General features: G+C 71.5%; 17 protein-coding genes. 10 read left to right on the forward strand and 7 right to left on the reverse strand.

Annotated features, from left to right (window positions below):
* Positions 1-16 precede the first annotated feature (16 nt).
* Together D9V36_RS25535 and D9V36_RS25540 are read left to right on the forward strand one after the other, a co-directional pair.
* A complete protein-coding gene (locus D9V36_RS25535; protein ID WP_129295800.1) occupies positions 17-1,210 on the forward strand; it encodes an acyl-CoA dehydrogenase family protein in 1,194 nt (397 codons plus the stop codon).
* Positions 1,207-2,277 (forward strand): Zn-dependent alcohol dehydrogenase, encoded by a 1,071-nt coding sequence (locus tag D9V36_RS25540; protein ID WP_129295801.1) that lies wholly within the window; start codon positions 1,207-1,209, stop codon positions 2,275-2,277. Before D9V36_RS25535 ends, D9V36_RS25540 begins: the two co-directional genes overlap by 4 nt.
* 52 nt (positions 2,278-2,329) lie before the next feature.
* On the opposite strand, the gene D9V36_RS25545 is transcribed toward D9V36_RS25540, so the two are convergent.
* A complete protein-coding gene (locus D9V36_RS25545) occupies positions 2,330-3,055 on the reverse strand; it encodes a dienelactone hydrolase family protein (protein ID WP_129295802.1) in 726 nt (241 codons plus the stop codon).
* A gap of 119 nt (positions 3,056-3,174) precedes the next feature.
* Positions 3,175-3,789, reverse strand: coding sequence for a flavin reductase family protein (locus tag D9V36_RS25550; protein ID WP_129298680.1), 615 nt, complete (start codon positions 3,787-3,789; stop codon positions 3,175-3,177).
* A gap of 221 nt (positions 3,790-4,010) precedes the next feature.
* Here D9V36_RS25550 and D9V36_RS25555 point away from each other — a divergent pair, with 221 nt between their 5' ends.
* Entirely contained in the window at positions 4,011-4,607 is a 597-nt protein-coding gene (locus tag D9V36_RS25555) for an RNA polymerase sigma factor (protein WP_129295803.1), read from the forward strand.
* 8 nt (positions 4,608-4,615) lie between these two features.
* Positions 4,616-5,266: a hypothetical protein gene (locus D9V36_RS25560; RefSeq protein ID WP_241721028.1), complete on the forward strand. Its 651-nt coding sequence runs from the start codon at positions 4,616-4,618 to the stop codon at positions 5,264-5,266.
* Positions 5,267-5,477: 211 nt separating this feature from the next.
* Here the strand turns inward: D9V36_RS25560 and D9V36_RS25565 are convergent, their stop codons facing one another.
* Together D9V36_RS25565 and D9V36_RS25575 are read right to left on the reverse strand one after the other, a co-directional pair.
* A complete protein-coding gene (locus tag D9V36_RS25565; protein WP_129295805.1) occupies positions 5,478-6,347 on the reverse strand; it encodes an enoyl-CoA hydratase/isomerase family protein in 870 nt (289 codons plus the stop codon).
* 160 nt (positions 6,348-6,507) lie between these two features.
* On the reverse strand, positions 6,508-8,763 hold the full coding sequence (locus D9V36_RS25575) for an acetate--CoA ligase family protein (protein ID WP_129295806.1): 2,256 nt from the start codon (positions 8,761-8,763) through the stop codon (positions 6,508-6,510).
* Positions 8,764-8,918: 155 nt separating this feature from the next.
* Here D9V36_RS25575 and D9V36_RS25580 point away from each other — a divergent pair, with 155 nt between their 5' ends.
* From D9V36_RS25580 to D9V36_RS25590, 3 genes are all read left to right on the forward strand, one after another.
* Positions 8,919-9,458 carry a GNAT family N-acetyltransferase gene (locus tag D9V36_RS25580; protein WP_129295807.1) on the forward strand — a complete coding sequence of 180 codons (540 nt, stop codon included), beginning with the start codon at positions 8,919-8,921 and terminating at the stop codon, positions 9,456-9,458.
* A gap of 277 nt (positions 9,459-9,735) precedes the next feature.
* Entirely contained in the window at positions 9,736-10,194 is a 459-nt protein-coding gene (locus D9V36_RS25585) for a Zn-ribbon domain-containing OB-fold protein (protein WP_431357698.1), read from the forward strand.
* A gap of 177 nt (positions 10,195-10,371) precedes the next feature.
* Positions 10,372-10,860 (forward strand): GNAT family N-acetyltransferase, encoded by a 489-nt coding sequence (locus D9V36_RS25590; RefSeq protein WP_129295809.1) that lies wholly within the window; start codon positions 10,372-10,374, stop codon positions 10,858-10,860.
* A gap of 28 nt (positions 10,861-10,888) precedes the next feature.
* Here the strand turns inward: D9V36_RS25590 and D9V36_RS25595 are convergent, their stop codons facing one another.
* Positions 10,889-11,692: a pyridoxine/pyridoxamine 5'-phosphate oxidase gene (locus D9V36_RS25595; protein WP_129295810.1), complete on the reverse strand. Its 804-nt coding sequence runs from the start codon at positions 11,690-11,692 to the stop codon at positions 10,889-10,891.
* A gap of 160 nt (positions 11,693-11,852) precedes the next feature.
* Entirely contained in the window at positions 11,853-13,037 is a 1,185-nt protein-coding gene (locus tag D9V36_RS25600; RefSeq protein WP_129295811.1) for a thiolase C-terminal domain-containing protein, read from the reverse strand.
* Positions 13,038-13,748: 711 nt separating this feature from the next.
* On the opposite strand from D9V36_RS25600, the gene D9V36_RS25605 reads away from it, so the two are divergent.
* The 3 genes from D9V36_RS25605 (at position 13,749) to D9V36_RS25615 (ending at position 16,582) form a co-directional block, all read left to right on the forward strand.
* Positions 13,749-14,249 (forward strand): dirigent protein, encoded by a 501-nt coding sequence (locus D9V36_RS25605; protein WP_129295812.1) that lies wholly within the window; start codon positions 13,749-13,751, stop codon positions 14,247-14,249.
* 312 nt (positions 14,250-14,561) lie between these two features.
* Positions 14,562-16,115, forward strand: coding sequence for an acyl-CoA dehydrogenase family protein (locus D9V36_RS25610; protein WP_129295813.1), 1,554 nt, complete (start codon positions 14,562-14,564; stop codon positions 16,113-16,115).
* Positions 16,115-16,582, forward strand: coding sequence for a nitroreductase family deazaflavin-dependent oxidoreductase (locus D9V36_RS25615; protein WP_129295814.1), 468 nt, complete (start codon positions 16,115-16,117; stop codon positions 16,580-16,582). The genes D9V36_RS25610 and D9V36_RS25615 overlap by 1 nt, the downstream gene beginning before the upstream one ends.
* 387 nt (positions 16,583-16,969) lie before the next feature.
* On the opposite strand, the gene D9V36_RS25620 is transcribed toward D9V36_RS25615, so the two are convergent.
* Entirely contained in the window at positions 16,970-17,617 is a 648-nt protein-coding gene (locus D9V36_RS25620) for a TetR family transcriptional regulator (protein ID WP_129295815.1), read from the reverse strand.
* Positions 17,618-18,444 lie beyond the last annotated feature (827 nt).

The raw sequence follows: 18,444 nt of genomic DNA on the forward strand, positions 1-18,444 counted from the left end.
GGCGTGGGAGGTTTTGGTGGACTTTGAGTTCGGGAGTGGGGACGAGGGGTTTCGGGCGGAGGCTCGTGAGTGGCTTGGGGGGCATCTCGTCGGTGAGTACGCCGCGTTGGCGGGGTGTGGGGGGCCGGGGAGTGAGCACGAGGGGGCCGAGGGACGGCGGGCGTGGGAGCGGGAGTTGGGGGCTGGTGGGTGGATCGGGCTCGGGTGGGAGGGGGCTGAGGGGGCGTATGGGAACCGTACGGCGAGCCTGACCCAGCAGGTGGTGTGGGCCGAGGAGTATGCGCGGGCCAGGGCGCCGGGGCGGGTGGGGCACATCGGGGAGAACCTGCTGGCGCCGACGCTGCTCGTGTACGGGGATGAGGCGCAGCGGCGGCGGTTTCTGCCGGCCATCGCCCGGGGGGAGGAGCTGTGGTGCCAGGGCTACAGCGAGCCGGACGCGGGGTCGGATCTGGCGGGGCTGCGGACGGTGGCGGTCCGGGACGGTGCCGGCTATCGCGTCAGCGGGCAGAAGATCTGGACGTCGCTGGCCGGGGAGGCCGACTGGTGCTTTGTGCTGGCGCGGACGGATCCGGCCGAGCGGCGCCATCGTGGGCTCTCGTTCCTGCTGGTGGCGATGGATCAGCCGGGACGCATCGAGGTGCGGCCGATCCGGCAGATGTCGGGGACGGCGGAGTTCAACGAGGTGTTCTTCGACGGGGCGGTGGCCGGGCAGGTGGTGGGCGGGGAGGGCGCGGGCTGGCGGGTGGCCATGGGGCTGCTCGCGCGCGAGCGCGGGGTGTCCACCCTCGTCCAGCAGATCGGGTTCGCGGCGGAGCTGGCCGAGGTCGTCGGGGAGGCGCTGCGCTGCGGTGCGCTGCGGGACCCGGTGCTGCGTGACCAGCTCGTCCGTCAGTGGGCCGAGCTGAAGGTCATGCGGTGGAACGCGCTGCGGACCCTGGGAGCGGCCGGGGACGCCGGTGCGCCGAGTGTGGCGAAGCTGCTCTGGGGCGGCTGGCACCAGCGGCTCGGGGAGCTGGCGATGCGGGTGCGCGGGGCCGCCGCGGCGCTGGGACCCGCCGACTGGACCGCGCAGGCGCCGTACGAACTCGACGCGCTGCAGCGGCTGTTCCTGTTCACCCGGGCCGACACCCTCTACGGCGGCTCGGACGAGATCCAGCGGAACATCATCGCCGAGCGGGTGCTCGGCCTGCCCAGAGTGGAGCGGATGTGAGAGGTGTCGTGTTCGACGGCGAGCAGCCCCGGGTCGTGGACGACCTGGAGGTGCGGGAGCCGGGACCGGGCGAGGTGCTGGTCGGTATCCGGGCCGCGGGGCTGTGCCACAGCGACCTGTCGGTGGTCGACGGGACCATTCCGTTCCCGGTGCCGGTGGTGCTGGGGCACGAGGGGGCGGGGGTGGTCGAGGCCGTGGGCGCGGGCGTCGGCCATGTGGTGCCCGGCGATCATGTCGCGCTGTCGACGCTGGCCAACTGCGGGGCGTGCGCGGAGTGCGACCGGGGGCGGCCGACGATGTGCCGGAAGGCGATCGGAATGCCCCAGAAGCCGTTCCGCCGGGGCGAATCCGAGCTGTTCAGCTTCGCGTCGAACTCGGCGTTCGCGGAGCGTACGGTCGTCAAGGCGGTGCAGGCGGTGAAGATCGCCGAGGATATTCCGCTGACGTCGGCCGCGCTGATCGGGTGCGGGGTGCTGACCGGGGTCGGGGCGGTGCTCAACCGGGCGAGGGTGGACCGGGGCGACTCGGTCGTGGTGATCGGGGCCGGCGGTATCGGCCTCAACGTCCTCCAGGGGGCGCGGATCGCCGGGGCGTCGGTGATCGTGGCGGTGGACGCCAACCCCGCGAAGGAGGCGGTGGCGCGGCAGTTCGGGGCGACCCACTTCATCGACGCGTCGGCGGCGTTGGACGGCGTCAAGGCGGTGAAGGAGATCCTGCCGACCGGCGCCGACCATGCCTTCGAATGCGTGGGCAGCACCCGGCTGATCCGGCAGGCCGTCGACCTGCTGGACCGGCACGGCCAGGCGGTGCTGCTCGGGGTGCCGCCGGCCACCGCGGAGGCCTCGTTCCGGGTGTCGTCGATGTATCTCGACAAGTCGATCCTGGGCTGCCGCTACGGGTCGGCCCGCCCGCAGCGCGACATCGCGCTCTACGCCCGGCTCTACCGCGAAGGACGGCTGCTGCTCGACGAGTTGGTGACGAAGACCTATCCGGTGGAGGACTTCGCGAAGGCGGCGGACGACGCCCATCACGGGCGGGTGGCGCGGGCGGTGCTGACCTTCGGGTGAGGTGCGCCGGCGGGCTCCGGCCCGGTCCTGAGGAACTCTGGCCTCTGGCGGATCACTCCGTTACGGGCAGGCACTCGGCGAGCAGGGCGACGATGTCGCGCCAGGCCCGCTGCGCGTGCTGTGGATGGTAGCCGACGCCGGGGCGCGTGGTGTGGCCGACCGGTGGGTGGTGGAAGGCGTGCAGGGCTCCGCCGTAGACCGCGAGGCGCCAGTCGACGCCCGCGGCCTGCATCTCGGCGGTGAACGCGTCCCGTTGCGCGGGCGGCATGATCGGGTCTTCCGACCCGACCCCGGCCCACACCGGGCAGCGGATGCGCGCCGCCTCGCCCGGCCGGCCCGTGGTCAGTGCGTTGACCGTCCCGATCGCACGCAGGTTGACGCCGTGGCGCCCGAGTTCCAGCGCGATCGCACCCCCGGTGCCGTAGCCGACGGCGGCGATCCGGTCGGGGTCGGCCCGCGGTTCGGCACGCAACACGTCGAGCGCCGCGTGGCCGATGCCCCGCATCCGGTCGGGGTCGGCGAGCAGCGGCATGCAACGGGCCAGCATCTCCTCGGGGTCGCCCAGATAGCGCCCGCCGTGGAGGTCGAAGGCCAGCGCCACGTATCCCAGCTCGGCCAGGGCATCGGCCCGGCGGCGCTCGACGTCGCTGAGCCCCGTCCCCTCGGGTCCGATCAGGACCGCGGGCCGGCGGCCGGCACCGGTGGGGAGCGCGAGGTGCCCGGTCATCGTGAGGGCGTCGGCCGGGTAGGTGACCGTGCGCGTGGTGATCGTCGACATGAGGCCGGACGGTAGTGACCGGCGAGCCCGGTGGGGCCGGTGTTCACTGCGGGCGGATGGTGGGACCCCATGTACCCGCCGCCCACCGCCGCTTCAGTACGCCACCGCACCGGCCGTGCTCACCCGCGGAGCTGCCTGAAGGCGCCCCGGTGGAAGAGCAGCGGGCCGTCCTCGGTGGTGGCCGGGTCCGTGCCGAGGGCTTCGACGCGGCCGACCACGATCAGGTGGTCGCCGCCGGTGTGCACGGCCTGGATCGTGCAGTCGATCCAGGCGGGGACGTCCGCCAGCCGGGGCGAGCCGGTCGCGGGGGCGGCCCCGTAGCCGACCCCGGCGAACTTGTCGCCGCCGCTGACCGCGAACGCCCGGCACAGTTCGCCCTGTGCGGCGCCGAGGATGTTGACGCAGAAGACCCCGGCGCGGGCGATCCGCGGCCAGGTGGTCGACGTGCGCGCCACCATGAACGTCACCAGTGGCGGGTCGAGGGAGAGCGAGGCGAAGGACTGGCAGGCGAAACCGGCCGGTCCCGGCTCGCCGGGGGAGGTGATGACCGTGACGCCGCTGGCGAAGTGCCCGAGGACGGAGCGGAATGCGGCCGGGTCCAAGGGGGCGCGCTCGTCGTCGCGTACGGCGCGCAGTGCGGGGCGCGGGCGTGGCCCGGTGGGTGCGCCGGCCGGTGCGGCGGCCGTGGTGGGCGCGCCGACGGAGCGCAGGTACCGCACGGCCGTGGCCGCCATTGCAGCGTGTCCCATCATGCCTTCATTGAATCTGATGGTTCATCAGATGTGAAGGTGTGCGGGGCGGCGGCCACCCGCACGTGTGGTTTGCCGGGCGATCGGGGCCGGTCTCGGAGGAATCGCGGGAGATTGAGGGGCAGATTCCTGATTGCGTGTCGACCGCACGGGCAGCGTCCGCCTCGGCCGCGTCCGTAGCCGAACACGGGGGAGAGTTCCGGTACATGGCCGATGGGACACCGTCGTCAGCTTCGTCCGCCGCGTCACCACCCACCTTCGACGAGGTCTTCTGCGGGCTGTTGCCCCGGCTCTACCGGAGGGCGGTGATGCTGGCCGGATCGAGACAGTCCGCGGAGGACGTGGTGCATGAGGCCTACCTCAAACTCGCCGCCCGTCCACAGCGCTTCCTCGCCCATCCGGAGCCGTACGCCTACGCCTTCACCGCCGTACTCAACGTGGCCCGGGACGCCTATCGCAAGGACCGGCGCCAGGTGCTGGTCGACGCGATGGACGGGGTCGAGGAATCCGGTACGGGCCGGGCGGGCGGTGGCGCCGGTGCGGGGGTCGGCGGGGTGGGCGGCGGCTGGGACGGCGGGGTGGAGCAGCGGCAGGCCGAGATCGAAGCGGTGCGGCTGCTGGGGAAGCTGTCACACCGGCAGGCCGGGATCGTCATCCTGGTCGACCTCGATGGCTACACCCTCGACCAGGCCGCGAAGATCATGAAGGTGCACCGTGGTACCGCCGCCCGCCATCGCGCCCGTGCGCTGGACAGGCTGCGCGCCTACCTCGTGGCATCGGAGCACGGGCAGGCGGGGAGGTGAGCGGCGCGGTGGGTGTGGGGCCACGGTACGACGGCGGTGCGGGCTCAGCGGGCGGCGGCCGGGACTTCGGCGGCGGCCGGGGCGGCGGCGCCGGGGACGATGACGCCGAGGCGCTGCTGCGGGCGCGGCTGCGGCTCGCGGACGAACAGATCGAGACACCGCCCGGCCTGTGGGACCGCGTCAGGGCCTCCGGCGCCGCGCCGGCCCCCGCCGTGGTCGCACTGCCCCGGAGACGGCCGTACGCGGTCGCGCTCGTGGTGGCGGCGGTGGCCGTGGTGGCGCTGGGGGTGTGGTGGCTGGTGCGTCCCGAACCCGTCACGCTCCGGCCGGCCGGCCCGCCCCCGACGGTGAAGATCACGGTCTACAACAGTGAACAGGCCTGCCGTACGGGCCGCTCCCTGGAGTGCGCCCTACGGCTGGCCAGGGACCCGCGCGCCGAGTACGCCGCGCGCGGCAACTCCGCCGGCCGGGTCTGGCACGGCGATGACCTGGCCGCGCACTGTGTGGTGACCGACGGCCGGATGGTCCGCGACGAAGCGGGCGTCACCTCCACCCGCTGGTATCTGGTCACCAGCGGGCAGGGGGTGCGGGGGTGGCTGCCGGGGGTGCGGACACGGAACACCCGTGAGGTGCCGGAGTGTCCGGCGGGGCAGGAGTAGGTGGTCTTCCGCGCCTCGGGTTCGGGGCTTCGGTCTCTGCGTGACGGGTTCGGGCTTCGTCCCTGCGTGGCGGGTTCGCGGCTTCCCGCCCCGGTGGGGCCGGCTCGGCTCTCCTGGCGCGTGCGGCTCGGGTGTTTCAGCTCCGGGGGTGTTTCAGCTCCGGGGGTGTTCGGCTCGGGGCTTCCGCTCTGTTGTGCCGACCCGGCTCGGGTCACCGTCCCCGGTAGGCCGGGTGGCGTCGCTGTACGAAGGAGGCGACCCCCTCCTGTGCGTCCGCCGTCGTCATATTGATCTCCTGGGCGGTGGCCTCGGCGGCGAAGGCCGCGGCCCGGTCGGCGTCGAGCGAGGCGTTGACCAGCTGTTTGGTCAGGGCCAGTGCCCGGGTCGGGCCCGCCGCCAGCCGCTGGGCCCACTCCCGGGCCGTCTTCGCCAGCTCGCGGTCCGGGACCACGCGGTTGACCAGCCCCAGCCGGGCGGCCTCGGCGGCCGGTACGGCGTCGCCGAAGAACATCAGCTCCTTGGCGCGCTGCGGGCCGATCAGCCGGGGCAGGAGGTAGGCGCCGCCGCCGTCCGGGACCAGGCCGCGGCGTACGAACACCTCGATGAAGGACGCCGATTCGGCAGCCAGCACCAGATCGCAGGCGAGCGCGAGGTGGGCGCCGAGCCCGGCCGCGGTGCCGTTGACGGCGGCGATGACCGGCTTCTCGCAGTCCAGCACCGCCGCGATGAGCCGCTGGGCGCCGTCGCGGATCATCCGGGCGACATCGCCGGCGACCCGTTCGCCCGACGACGGCGATCCCCGGAGATCGGCACCCGCGCAGAAGCCCCGGCCGGTCGCGGTGAGGACCACGGCCCGTACGTCCGGGTCGGCGGAGGCCTCGGCGAGCCGTGCGATGAGGTGTTCGCGCTGCTCGCGGGTGAGGGCGTTCATCGCCTCCGGCCGGTTGAGGGTGATCCACGAGACGCCGCTGTCAGTGGCGTGGAGTATCAATGAATCGACGGGGTCCGCGCGGTCGGGGGGATCGACACGGGCGGTGCCGTCGGCGGGGGGAACGGAAGCGGGGGACGGTGAGGGCGTCATGGGGGAACGGCTCCCAAGGGTGCGGTCGTGGTGGGGACGGCGGGGCGCGGTGCGGCGGGTGCGTTTGTGGGTGGGGGCGCGGCGGCAGCGGCAGTTGTCCGTGCGCCTGCGCCTGCGCATGTGCTGGCGCCCGCGGTTGCGCTTGCGGTTGCGTGGGAGGTCAGGGACAGATGGCCAGCGCGTCGAGGGCCACGGCGCCCTCCCCGCGGGGCAGGACCACCAGCGGATTGATGTCCAACTCCGCCAGCTGACCGTCGAGTTCGAGCGCCATCCGCTGCACCCTGAGCACGACCTCGACCAGCGCATCGAGATCCGCGGGCGGTGCGCCGCGTACACCGTCCAGGAGGGCGCGGCCGCGCAGCTCGCCGAGCATCGCGCGCGCCTGGTCCTCACCGAAGGGCGGGATGCCCACCGCCACGTCCTGCAGGACCTCCACGAGCACCCCGCCGAGGCCGACCGTGACCGTCGGCCCGAAGAGGCTGTCGTGGGTGATGCCGACGACCGTCTCGACGCCCCGCTCGATCATCTGGCAGACCAGCACGCCGTCCAGCGGGATGTCCTCGTAGCGGGCGATGTCGGTCAGCTCGCGGTACGCGTCCCTGACCTGGCTGGCCGAGGTCAGTGCGACCTTGACCAGGCCGAGTTCGGTCTTGTGCGCCAGCTGCGGCCCGGAAGCCTTCATCACCACGGGGTAGCCGACCAGGCTCGCCGACCGTACGGCCGCCGCCGCGCTGGTCACCAGCTGTTCGCGCGGGACCCGGATGCCGTAGGCGCGCAGCAACTGCTTGGCCGCGTGCTCGCTGAGCGGTTCGCCCGGGCGCATCAGGGCCTGTGCCTTGCGCGCGGACGGGGACGGTATGCGGGGGGCGTCCTCGAAGGGGGAGCGGTAGCCGGCCGTGAAGCGGTGGTGGTCCAGATAGGCGCGGACGGCGGTGATGCAGTTGGCGAAGGTGCGGAAGGTCGCCACCCGAGAGGAGCCGAGGAGGGTGCTGCGATAGGCGTCCTCGGTGCCGACCGGCGAGCCCCACACCACACACACCAGCTTGTCGGTCTGCTCCGCCGCGTCCACCAGATCCTGGGCGAGCTTGTCGCTCATGGGCGGGAAGGGGCCGGTGATCGGGCAGATCAGCACGCCGATGGACGGGTCGGCCAGGATCGCATCGATGATCTTGCGGCCGCGCCAGTCGCCGACCGGGTGCCCGCCGTTGTCGATCGGATTGGCGACGCTCAGGTAGTCCGGTATCCACTGGTGCAGCTCGGCCTGCTTGGCGTCACCGAGGGTGGGCAGCGACAGCCCCGCGCCCGTCGCCAGGTCGGAGAAGTGGGCGCCGGTGCCCCCGGAGATCGAATAGACGGCCACGCCCTCCGCGGTGGGCTTCTTGGCGCGGGCCAGCAGCGCCGCGGTGTCCTGCAGCTCGTCGAGCCCGTCCACCCGGATGACGCCGAACTGCCGCATCGCCGCGTCCACGACACTGTCGGCGCCGGTGAGCTTGCCGGTGTGCGAGAGGGCCGTCCGGGCGCCGGTCTCGGTACGTCCGACCTTGACGGCGACGACGGGCACCCGGTGGCGGGCGGCGCGGTCGGCGGCCAGCAGGAAACTGCGGCCGTCCTTGAGGCCTTCCACATACGCGGCGATGGCGCCCACCTCGGGGCGGGTGGCGAAGTAGGAGAGGAAGTCGGCGGTCTCCAGATCGGCCTCGTTGCCGGTGGGGGCCCAGTGCGAGAGGCGGATGCCCAGTTCCTGAAGGCTGAAGACGGGACGGCCCTGGTGGCCTGACTGTGTGATCAGGGCGATCGCCGGGCCGTCCAGGTCCTCGCGGAACCGCTCGAAGGCGTTGAGGTTGGTGTTCGGCCCGAGCAGCCGCAGACCGGAGCGCTCGACGACCTCGGCCAGCCGGGCCTGGGCGGCCGCGCCGCGCTCGCCGGTCTCGGCGAATCCGGAGGCGAAGGCCACGGCGAACTTCACTTTGGCCGCCCCGAGTTGTTCGATGACCGGAAGGGGGTCACCGACGAGGAGTACGGCGAGGTCGACGGTCTCCGGCAGTTCGGCGACGGCTGCGTGGCAAGGCCGCCCGAAGACCTGGACGCGTCCCGGATTGACGAGGTGGAGCCGGGCACCGACACGCTCCGCCCAGGCGATCAGCTGGCGGGTGATCCCCGTGTTGGGCCGGCCCTCGCTGTCCGAGGCGCCGATCACGGCCACGGACTCGGGCCGGAAGAACCGGTCCAGGTCGGGCGCCGGGGCGTGCAACGGGCGCCCGCTGACATCGCGGTCGACCACCCCGGCGCCCTGTCCGCCGTCGCCGGGGTGCGGTTCACTGATGCCGTGGACGGTGTGTCGTGGTTGCTCCCCACAGGCCATGACGCGGGCCGGCCGGGAGTGAGTGGTGAGGGTGCCGTGAGTCGATCCAAGCATCGCAGACGCCCGCTCCTGTGTGAGGCCTCTCGTTCTTATCAACTGACGCACAGTCAGATTACTGAACTGACGCCGCGTCAGGAATGGGTGTGCACGGTAAAGCTTGCGGGTGCGGGTGCGGGTGCGGGTGCGTCCTGTGCTGCGATGCTCAGGTCATGTCTTCCACGCCTGCCGCGAACTCCTGGCCCACCACCCTCGGCACGTCCAGGCTCTTGCTGCGTCCCGCTGAGCCCACCGACGTGAAGGAGTTCACGCGACTCTGGACGGACCCCGAGGTCCGGCGCTTCCTCGGCGGTCCGGTAGCCGAACAGGAGCTCTGTCTTTACCAGCAGCATTTCGCTCACCGGCCCAACCTGTTCGCGGTGACCATGCGGGAGGGCGCGACCGTCGTCGGCTCCGTGGTGATCGATTCGGCGTCCCGGTTCGACGACCAGCGGGAGGTGTCCTATGGGTTCCTGCCCGAATACTGGGGGCAGGGATACGCCCGTGAAGCCGTGGCCGCCGTAGTTGACTGGGCCCTCGTGAATGTCCCCTCGGACAGCCCGTCGGTCATCGCGGTCACGCAGGAGGCCAACGCCCGCTCGTGTCGCCTCCTGGAATCCATCGGCATGTGTCATATCGACAGCTTCGTGGAGTTCGACGCGCCCCAGGCGATGTACTCCGTCGATCGTCGGGGGCTCCGCCTCGGCCGGTGAGTGCGGGGCACGCAACCCGCACGGTCGCGGTCTGCGCCGAGGGGGTGGCGTGGCCGTGACCGCCGGTCTCGGGTTCCGGGGTGGTGGTGGATTGCGCCGGTCCCCTTGCGCGCCGAGTTCCGTATCGGCTGAACTGACGTACCGTCAGGTTCGGTGAGGGTGGAACGGGTGGGGGTGTCGCGTGATGGCCGGGACAGCTGGGACTGCCGGTGCTGCCGGGACGAGAGGGGCGCAGGGCGCTGCGCCGCGTGGGGTGCGGAGTGCGGCGCGAAGTGCGGTGCGTTTTGATCTGCCGGAGGTGGATGCCTTCACCAGGCCGTACTGGGACGCGGCGGCTGAGGGGCAGCTGCTGCTGCGTCGCTGCCGGGCGGAGGGGTGCGGGGCGGCGCATCACTACCCGCGTGAGTTCTGCCCGTACTGCTGGAGCGAGGACGTCGGCTGGGTGCCGGCCGCCGGACGCGCCACTCTCTATACCTGGTCCGTGGTGCACCGTAACGATCTCCCGCCGTTCGGCGAGCGGGTTCCGTACGTCGCGGCCGTGGTCGATCTCGTCGAAGGCCCCCGGATGATGACCGAGATCACCGACTGCCCGGAGTCGGAACTGCGGATCGGTATGCCGCTTGCGGTGCACTTCCGTCGCGAGGGACTGGGTCAGGGGCAGGGTGATGGTGAGGGTGGAGGCGAAGGTGAGGGTGTGGGCGGGGGGATTGCCGTCCCGGTCTTCCGGCCCGCGTGATGCCGGTGCGTCTCTGAGTTTCCGATTCCTCACCTCCGGATTCGCATGTCGCCGCGTTTGAGCCCCGGCGCCGCCCTTGAGCCCGGCGTCGTCCTGAGCTGGCGCGTCCCGTATCGCCGTTCGGGGCCGCGGTGAAATCCGGTGGCGGGCCCGCTGGGTCCGCGGGATGCTGTGGCCATGCTGATTCGTGAGGCGACCGCGGGCGACTGGCCCGCCATCTGGCCCTTCCTCCGCGCCATCGTGGCGGCCGGGGAGACCTACACCTACCCGCGGGACCTCGATGAGGGCACGGCCCGCGAGATGTGGATGCTGACGGCGCCCGGCCGCACGGTCGTCGCCGTCGACGAGTCCGGCACGGTGCTCGGTACGGCCAAGATGAACCCCAACCACATGGGTGGCGCCGCGCATATCGCCAGTGCGAGCTTCATGGTCGATCCGCAGTGCGGCGGACGCGGCGTCGGCCGGGCCCTGGGGGAGCACGTACTGGCCTGGGCCCGCGCCGAGGGCTATCGCGCGATGCAGTTCAACGCTGTTGTGGAGACCAATACCGGTGCCGTCGCCCTCTGGGAGTCCCTGGGCTTCCGGATCATGACGACCCTCCCCGAGGGCTTCCTGCACCCCACCAAGGGCTATGTGGGGCTGCACATCATGTACCGGCAGCTGTGAGGGCGAGCGGACCGGCCCGCTGCGTGGCTCATGGCCAGAGCAGTTCCCTCCGCCAGCCGTCGCCCTCGTAGCGGTAGTCAAGACGTACATGGCGGCGCTGTGCATCGCCCTGAAAGAACTCGACCTCCTCGGCGCGCAGCACATACAGCGTCCAGCTCGGCACCGGCGCCTCCGGCTCGCGGCGGGCGCGCTCCCACGCGGCCTCCGAGGCGCGCGCCAGCTCCTCCGTCGAGCCGAGCAGTTCGCTCTGCCGGCCGACCAGCGCCGCGGCCAGCGCACCCGTGGAACGATGGTGCAGATCGGCCGCGCTCTCCTCGGGACCCGCTGCGGTCACCGATCCCCGCACCCGCACCTGACGGCCGACCGCCGCCCAGTAGAAACCGAGCGCCGCCCGCGGCCGTACGGCCAGTTCGCGGCCCTTGCGGCTGCCGCGATGCGAGGCGAAGTGCCAGCCGCGCTCATCGGCGTCGTGCAGCATCAGGGTTCGCACGGAGGGGTCACCGGCCGCGTCCGCCGTGGCGAGCGTCATGGTGTGGGGCTCGGGGACACCGGCCTCGGCGGCCTCCCGCAACCACTGCCGGAACAGCGGCAGCGGGTCGTCCGGCGCTGTGGCCACGTCGAACGTCGGCAGTTCGACGTCCCAGACCCGCAGCCCGCGCAGCAGATCCCGGAACGCGCGGGTTTCCGCGGCGTCCCCGGCATCCCCGGCATCCCCGGTGTCCTCGGCGTCCACGACGTTCGCAGTCTCCGGAGCCTCCGCGGCGTCGGAGTGGTGCGCGGCAGCACCGGCGGGAACGGCATCCGGCGTGTGCTGCCCGGCCTGATCAGTCATGTCAGGCAGCGTACGCGGGCCGTCCGGCTGCCGGAGCGGACCGGCACCGACCGGGAGCGGATGGTGCTGGATGGTCCTTCGGCGTGATTGCGTGGGCGCCACGCTGCACGTCCTCGGAGAGGGAACTCACCGCCCTTGCTGTGGCCCTACGGGACAGCCCTCAGCCCCGTCCCAGCACCACCGTTCCCGACGAACAGAACCAGCCGCCCGTGCCCGAGGCGACCGCAAGCTGCGGCAAGGCGCCGCCGGCCTTGCGTACCTGGCGGTCCGGGCCGGCCTCGCCGCGAAGCTGGCGTACCGCCTCGACCAGCAGGAACAGGCCGCGCATTCCGGGATGGCAGGCGGCCAGCCCACCCCCGTCGGTATTGACCGGCAATGCACCGTCCCGCAGCAGCCGCCCCTTCTCGACGAAGGCGCCGCCCTCGCCCTTGGCGCAGAAGCCCAGGTCCTCCAGCGTCACCAGGGTCATATAGGTGAAGGCGTCGTAGAGCTCGGCGAGGTCGATCTCGGAGGGGCGGACACCGGCGCGTTCGAAGGCCAGCCGGCCGGAGACCGCCGCGGGCGAGACGGTGAAGTCGTCCCACTCCGACATGGTGGTGTGCGAGACCGAGGTACCGGAACCGAGCACCCATACCGGGGGCTTGGCGAGGTCGGGGACATAGTCCTCGGCGACGAGCAGAACCGCGCAGCCGCCATCGGAGCGGATACAGCAGTGCAGCTTGGTGAACGGGTCGGCGATCACCGGGCCGGAGAGGACCTCGTCCACGGTGATCGGGTCGCGGTACATGGCGTCCGGGTTCCCCGCCGCATTGGCGCGCGCCTGGACGGCTATCTGGGCCAACTGCTCCAGGGTGGTGCCGTATTGGTGCATATGGCGGCGGGCCGCCATGGCGTATTTGGCGATCAGGGTGTGCCCGTAGGGGATCTCGAACTGGAGCGGGCCGCGGGACCCGAAGGAGAGGTTCGCGGTGCGGCGCCCGGCCTTGATGTCGGCGCGGGCGGTGGAACCGTAGACGAGGAGTACGGCGCTCGCGTGGCCGGCGGCGATCGCGTCGGCGGCGTGCGCGGCCAGCACTTCCCAGGTGGAGCCGCCCACCGAGGTCGAGTCGACCCAGGTGGGGCGCAGGCCCAGGTATTCGGCGACTTCGACGGGGGCGAGGGTGCCCAGACCGGCCGAGGCGAAGCCGTCGATCACCGAACGGTCCAGGCCGCTGTCGGCGAGTGCCCGGCGGGCGGCCTGCGCGTGCAGGGCGTACGGGGTGGCCTCGTCCACGCGCCCGCAGTCGGACAGGGCCACTCCGGCGACGGCGACCTTGCGATTCCCGTAACGGGTCCCTGGAGTCATGAATCTGACGGTACATCAGGTTTGAGGGGGCGGGCAGGGTGCGGCGAGAGCAAGGGTGGGGTGGGGTGAGGGCGAGACGGGGGGAGGGTGAGGCAGAGGGGGCGGCGGGGGTGCCGGACGTCCCGGTCGGGCGGCGGCCTGCGGGTCCACTCGGACGGGCCGGCGGGCCGCCGGGAGTCGGCAGCGAGCTCCCCCGGGAAGGCGGTGTGAGGTGATTATCGGAGAATCGGAGATAATCGCTCGGTCTTTCCATGCTTTCCCGTGGCGGGTATTCTCCATGCGCTGTGTGAATTTCACCGGTCCGATTGTGGCCGGTCGACTGCTCACTGTTGCCCATGCGGTGGAGCAGGCATTTCCGTATGCGGGACAATGAATTCCCGCTCGCCGCAGGGAGTGTCATGTTCGCCTTCGTTTTCTCCTTTGCCTTCGTCGCTGCTTTTGCCCTCGACTTCGCCCTTGCGGGGTGGTGGCTGACGCCTGTCCGGGTGTGCGGCGCCGGAATGCCGGTCTCCCGGCACGTGCCTGCTTCCTGACCGGTCGACCCGGCGGGCCGGTCAGCGGGCCGGCCGGATCGGCCGGGGCAGCGGAAATTCCTGGAGTGGGGCGTCATCGCCCCCTCGTGCCGTCCGTGTGATATCGGACCGGAAGATGTTATTTCATCTCATGGCAAATGGTCAGTGAATTCCCCTTCCAGTCTCACAGGAGGAAATCGTGCGTCGCTTCAAGCAGGTCGCCATGAGCGTGGTCACCGGATTTGCCGCGCTCCTTTTCTGTGCACCTTCGGCATCGGCGTCCACCGGCAGTGGCCCCGGGCCCAATCCCGGGGAGGAAGTCTTCCAGCTGGTCGCAAAGCAGACTCAGGGCGGCTTCGTCGATGTGGACGGGTCGGGAGGGCCGAGTCTGGGGGATGAATACGTCGTCAGCGGCAATCTCCTGCGTGGCAGCAGCGTGGTCGGCACCTACAGCGAGATCTGCACGCTGACCCGGTTCGATCCCGTTGATCAGTTCGACCTGCAGTGCGCGGCCGATCTGTCGCTCCCCCAGGGGCAGCTCACCGTGCAAGGCCGGTTCAACGTCACCACCGCCGGCCCCGGCAACATCGACTTGGCGATCACCGGAGGCACGGGCCGCTACCGCACGGCTCACGGCTACATCCACGCCGTCAACGTCAGCGACACGGAAACGCACTTCACGGTCCATCTGACCCTCTGACGGAAGGGCGACCCCTCGCCCTTGCCCTCGCCTTCGTCCTCGCACTCGCCCTCGCCCGCGGTTTCGGCCGCACGGCGAGGGCGAGTGACGTTTGTCGGGCGCCTTTATCGCGCGCTGTTGTCGCGCGCCGTTGCCGGGTGCCGTCATTGTGAGCCGGGGAGAGTGTGCATCCCAGGGCTCCGACGACTTGCGGACTCGGCCTAGGAAAGTGCACCCCCCGTCCCTACTATGACGGCCCGTCAGATCGAAAGCGGGAGTGAGCCAGCCCGTCGGACCGGACGGGGGGTGCCGCACGGCCGGGAGGAGCCCGCGATGGATGCCGCGTTCACCGAGGAGCAGCACGAAATCCGCCGCACCCTGCGCGAACTGCTGCTCAAACACTGTGGTCCGGACCAGGTCAAGGCGGCGGTACGCACCCTGCCCGGGTACGACGCACAGGTGTGGCGCCGGCTCGCCGCCGAGCTCGGCCTGCCCGGTCTGGCGCTGCCCGCCGCATACGGCGGGGTGGGCTGCGGGCCCACCGAACTCGCCCTGGCCTGCGAGGAGACCGGTCGCGCCGTCCTTCCCTCGCCGCTGGTCGCCACCGCCGCGCTGGCCGCGCCGCTGATCCTCGCGCTCGGCAGTGAACGCCAGCGCAGCGGCCTGCTGCCGGGCCTCGCCACCGGGGAGCTGACCGGAACGCTCGCCGTACCGTCCGGGCAGCTGGCCACCGCACTGGGGCTGACCGGCCCGAATGACGGCGACTGGGCGGGCGGTGGCCGGGCCGGCGGGGTTCAGGCGCGGATGCGGGACGGAGCGTGGCGGCTGTACGGGGAGGCCGGCCAGGTGCTGAACGGCCACAGCGCGGAGGTGCTGGTGGTGGCCGCACACACGGGTGGGTTCGCGCGCAGCCGCACCCTGCTCTTTCTCGTGCGGGCGGCGGCACCCGGCCCGGCGGCACCAGGCTCGGCGGCATCCGGTCCGGCGGCGGCCCGGCCGGACCGCCGGGCCGCGCATGCCGGAGGGGCAGGCGCGCCCGGTGCGACCGGTCTGCTGCGGATCCGGCAGACCGCGCTGGACGAGACCCGTCCGCTGGCGCGCCTCGAACTGCGGGACGTTCCGGCAGAGTTGCTCGGGGACGTGGACGGGGAGGGCTCCCCGTACGGGGAGGGTTACCCCTACGGGGAGAGCTACCCCTACGGGGAGGGGCGCGGCGGTGGGACGGCGGTGGAGGCCGCGCTCGCCGCGACCGGGGTGACGGCGGCCGCGGTGCTGGCCGCCGAGGCGGTCGGGGCGGCCGATGCGGCGCTGTCCCGTACCGTCGCCTACGTCCGGGAGCGCGAGCAGTTCGGCCGGCCCATCGGCTCCTTCCAAGCGGTGCAGCACCGGCTCGCCGATCTGTATGTGACGCTGCAGGCGGCGCGCTCGGCGGTGTACTACGCGGCCTGGGCGGCGGGCGGCGGACGGTCCGGGGGTGCCGCGGGGCCGTCCGGTGCGGCCGAGCCCGGTGTGGGGGCGCTGGCCTTGGCTCAGGCGCTGGAGGCGCTGCGTGCGGTGGCGGCCGAGGCCGTCCAGCTGCACGGCGGCATCGGCTTCACCTGGGAGCACGAGGCGCATCTGTACTTCAAGCGTGCGGCCGGCGATGAACTGCTGCTGGGGCCCGTGCACCGGCTCCGGGCGCGGGCGGCCGAGGAGGCGGGGCTGTTCACGGGCGGGGTAGGGGAGGCCGGTGGAGGCAGCGGGCTCAGCGGTGACCGTGGGGCCGGGGGGAGCGGAGAGCAGGTCAGCGGTGGCCGTGGGGCGGGCGGAAACGGGCGGACTCCCGTGCGCCGGGGCGCCGGCGATGCGCCGGCGGGAGCCCGTGCGCCAGAGGCGGTGGAGGCCTGATGCCGCGGGGCGAGCGATGGCTCCAGAAGGTCTCCGCGACCCGTACGTTCGCCCGGATCGCGCCACACGTCATCCCCGCTCTGGACCGTGCGGTGCACCGGCTGACCCGTGGAAAGGTGCTGCTCAGCGCCCGGATGCTGCCCGGTGTGGTGTTGACCGCGACCGGGGCCAGGAGCGGGCTGCCGCGGCGTACTCCGCTGGCGTGCCTGCCGGAGGAGGGCGGCTGGCTGCTGATCGGCAGCAACTTCGGGCGGCCGGGGCATCCGGCCTGGACCGTCAATCTGCTGAAGAACCCGGAGGCCGAGGTGAGTTGGCGCGGCCGGGACATCCCGGTGCGGGCCCGGCTGCTCACCGGTGAGGAACGTGCGCAGGCCTGGCGGGCGGCGCTGGCGTTCTGGCCGCCGTACGCCACGTACCAGGCGCGGGTGGCGCGGGAGATCCGGCTCTTCCGGCTGGAGCGGCGGTGAGCCGGCCGCTGCGCAGCGGGGCTTCGCCCGTGCCCGTCCGCTGAACCGGTCGACCGATTCGCCTTGCCGGGGCCTTTTCGCCTTGCCAGGGCCCCTTTTCCTTGCCCATTTGCTCGGCCTCGCCCGCCTGCTTCACCTCGTCCCTCCGTTTCCGCATGCACACAGCGGGCGTCGTGGCGAACCCCTGAGGGGCCGCGCGACGCCCGCTGCGTGTGCGGTACAGCTATGGCAGGACGGATACAGGACAGACGGCGAACCACCCCGATATCTCCGGGACTTCGAGGCGCGGCGGTCTCGATAGCAGCTTCTTCGGCCGCTTCCTCTTCCGGGAAGCCTTCCCGGAGTCTTCCCGGATGCCTTATCGGTGGCTTCGCTCTTCGCTCTTCGCTATTTGGTCGGCTTCTTGCCGGTGACGCCGAGATGCACCAGCAGCGCCAGATTCGGCTTGAGCTCGGCCTGCTTCACGCCCCAGCTCTGGAAACCCTTCTGGTGCCCGGCGACCGCCGCCAGCATCGCGACAAGTGAGCCGGCCATCGCGGGCGCACTCACGTCCTTGTCGACCTTGCCCTTGCTCTGCAGTTCCTTGATCGAATCCGTAAGGGAGTTGGTGACGGCATTGAGGATCTTCATGCGGATCTTGTAGAACCGCTTGTCGCCCTCAGCCGCGCCCAGGTCGATCACGCGCAAAATCGCGTCGTGCTTCCGCCAGAAGGAGAGGAAGCCCTCGACCAGTTCCTCTGCCGCCTGCCATGCGGATTTGCCCACCCAGGAGCGTCCGGCGACAAGATCGGTCAGAGTGGCGCCTTCTTTGGCCATCTCCTCGGCGATTTCGAGGACGGCGCCCTCGACGTCCGGGAAGTACTGATAGAACGTTGCGGGTGAAGTCCCCGCTTTTCGGGCTACATCGATGACCTTGACGTCCCGATAGGGGGACGAACTGAGCATTTCACTGAGGCAGTCCAGAAGCTTTTGCCGCGTCGCCTGTCCGCGGCGGCCGGCAACTCTGCCGTCGACGGTTCGAACTTGTCCTGTCATGCCGTCAGCTTACCGAGGGGTGATCGGAGCGCGATTTGGCTGCCTGCAAATGGGGATGGGGGAGTTCGGGGTGCGGAGCCCCCGTGAGTGTGCTGGTGGCGGGCCCGCCCGTGGTCGTGCCTCGCGCCGCCCCGCTTGGTCCGAACCGGTGAAGAGTGTTATCAACAGGCTGTGGACAACTTTGGTGGATAAGTGGTCACCGTCCGTGCGGCAAGTGTCCTGTGATGGCCTTCAGTTGAACATTGACTACGTCGCTTCCGGGTCCGCAGGCTCCGGAGGAATCGTTCACGCGTGCGAATTCTCGGCGGGTGAATCGCACAAAACGGCGCTAGCTTGGACATCTGGGTGCCGCGGCGGTCGGCCCTCCGGCCTGCCCGGACGCCTGATACGGCGCCACGCCAGGTGTCATGACACCGAAATGACCTTCGAACGCGCAGAATTGAACCGTTGGGCCGGGAGCGACGACGGGGGAGGCATCGCCGGGGTGGGGGATGGTGTGGCCGGTGGAGGTGGCGTGGCCGGTGGGGATGGCGTGACGGGATCGGGGAGGGGCGTGCGCAGTCAGAGGAGCGGCATGGGTTCGGCCACTGCGGTTACTGAGGCCACCGTGGCTACTGCGGTCACTGCGGTCACTGCGGTCACTGCGGTCACTGCGGTCACTGCGGTCACTGCGGTCACCGCGGCTATCGGGCGTCCGGGAGGGCGAACCGCTTCCCCGGTTGTCCCGTCAAACGGAGTGGTGAACGTCCGCACTTCGGGCGGTGTCGCGTGCGGTGGATCGGTAACTTGCCGGTAACCCGCGCGGTATCCACTCGTCAGGGGTCGTA

The organism is Streptomyces lydicus, assembly GCF_004125265.1.
Taxonomy (GTDB): domain Bacteria; phylum Actinomycetota; class Actinomycetes; order Streptomycetales; family Streptomycetaceae; genus Streptomyces; species Streptomyces lydicus_C.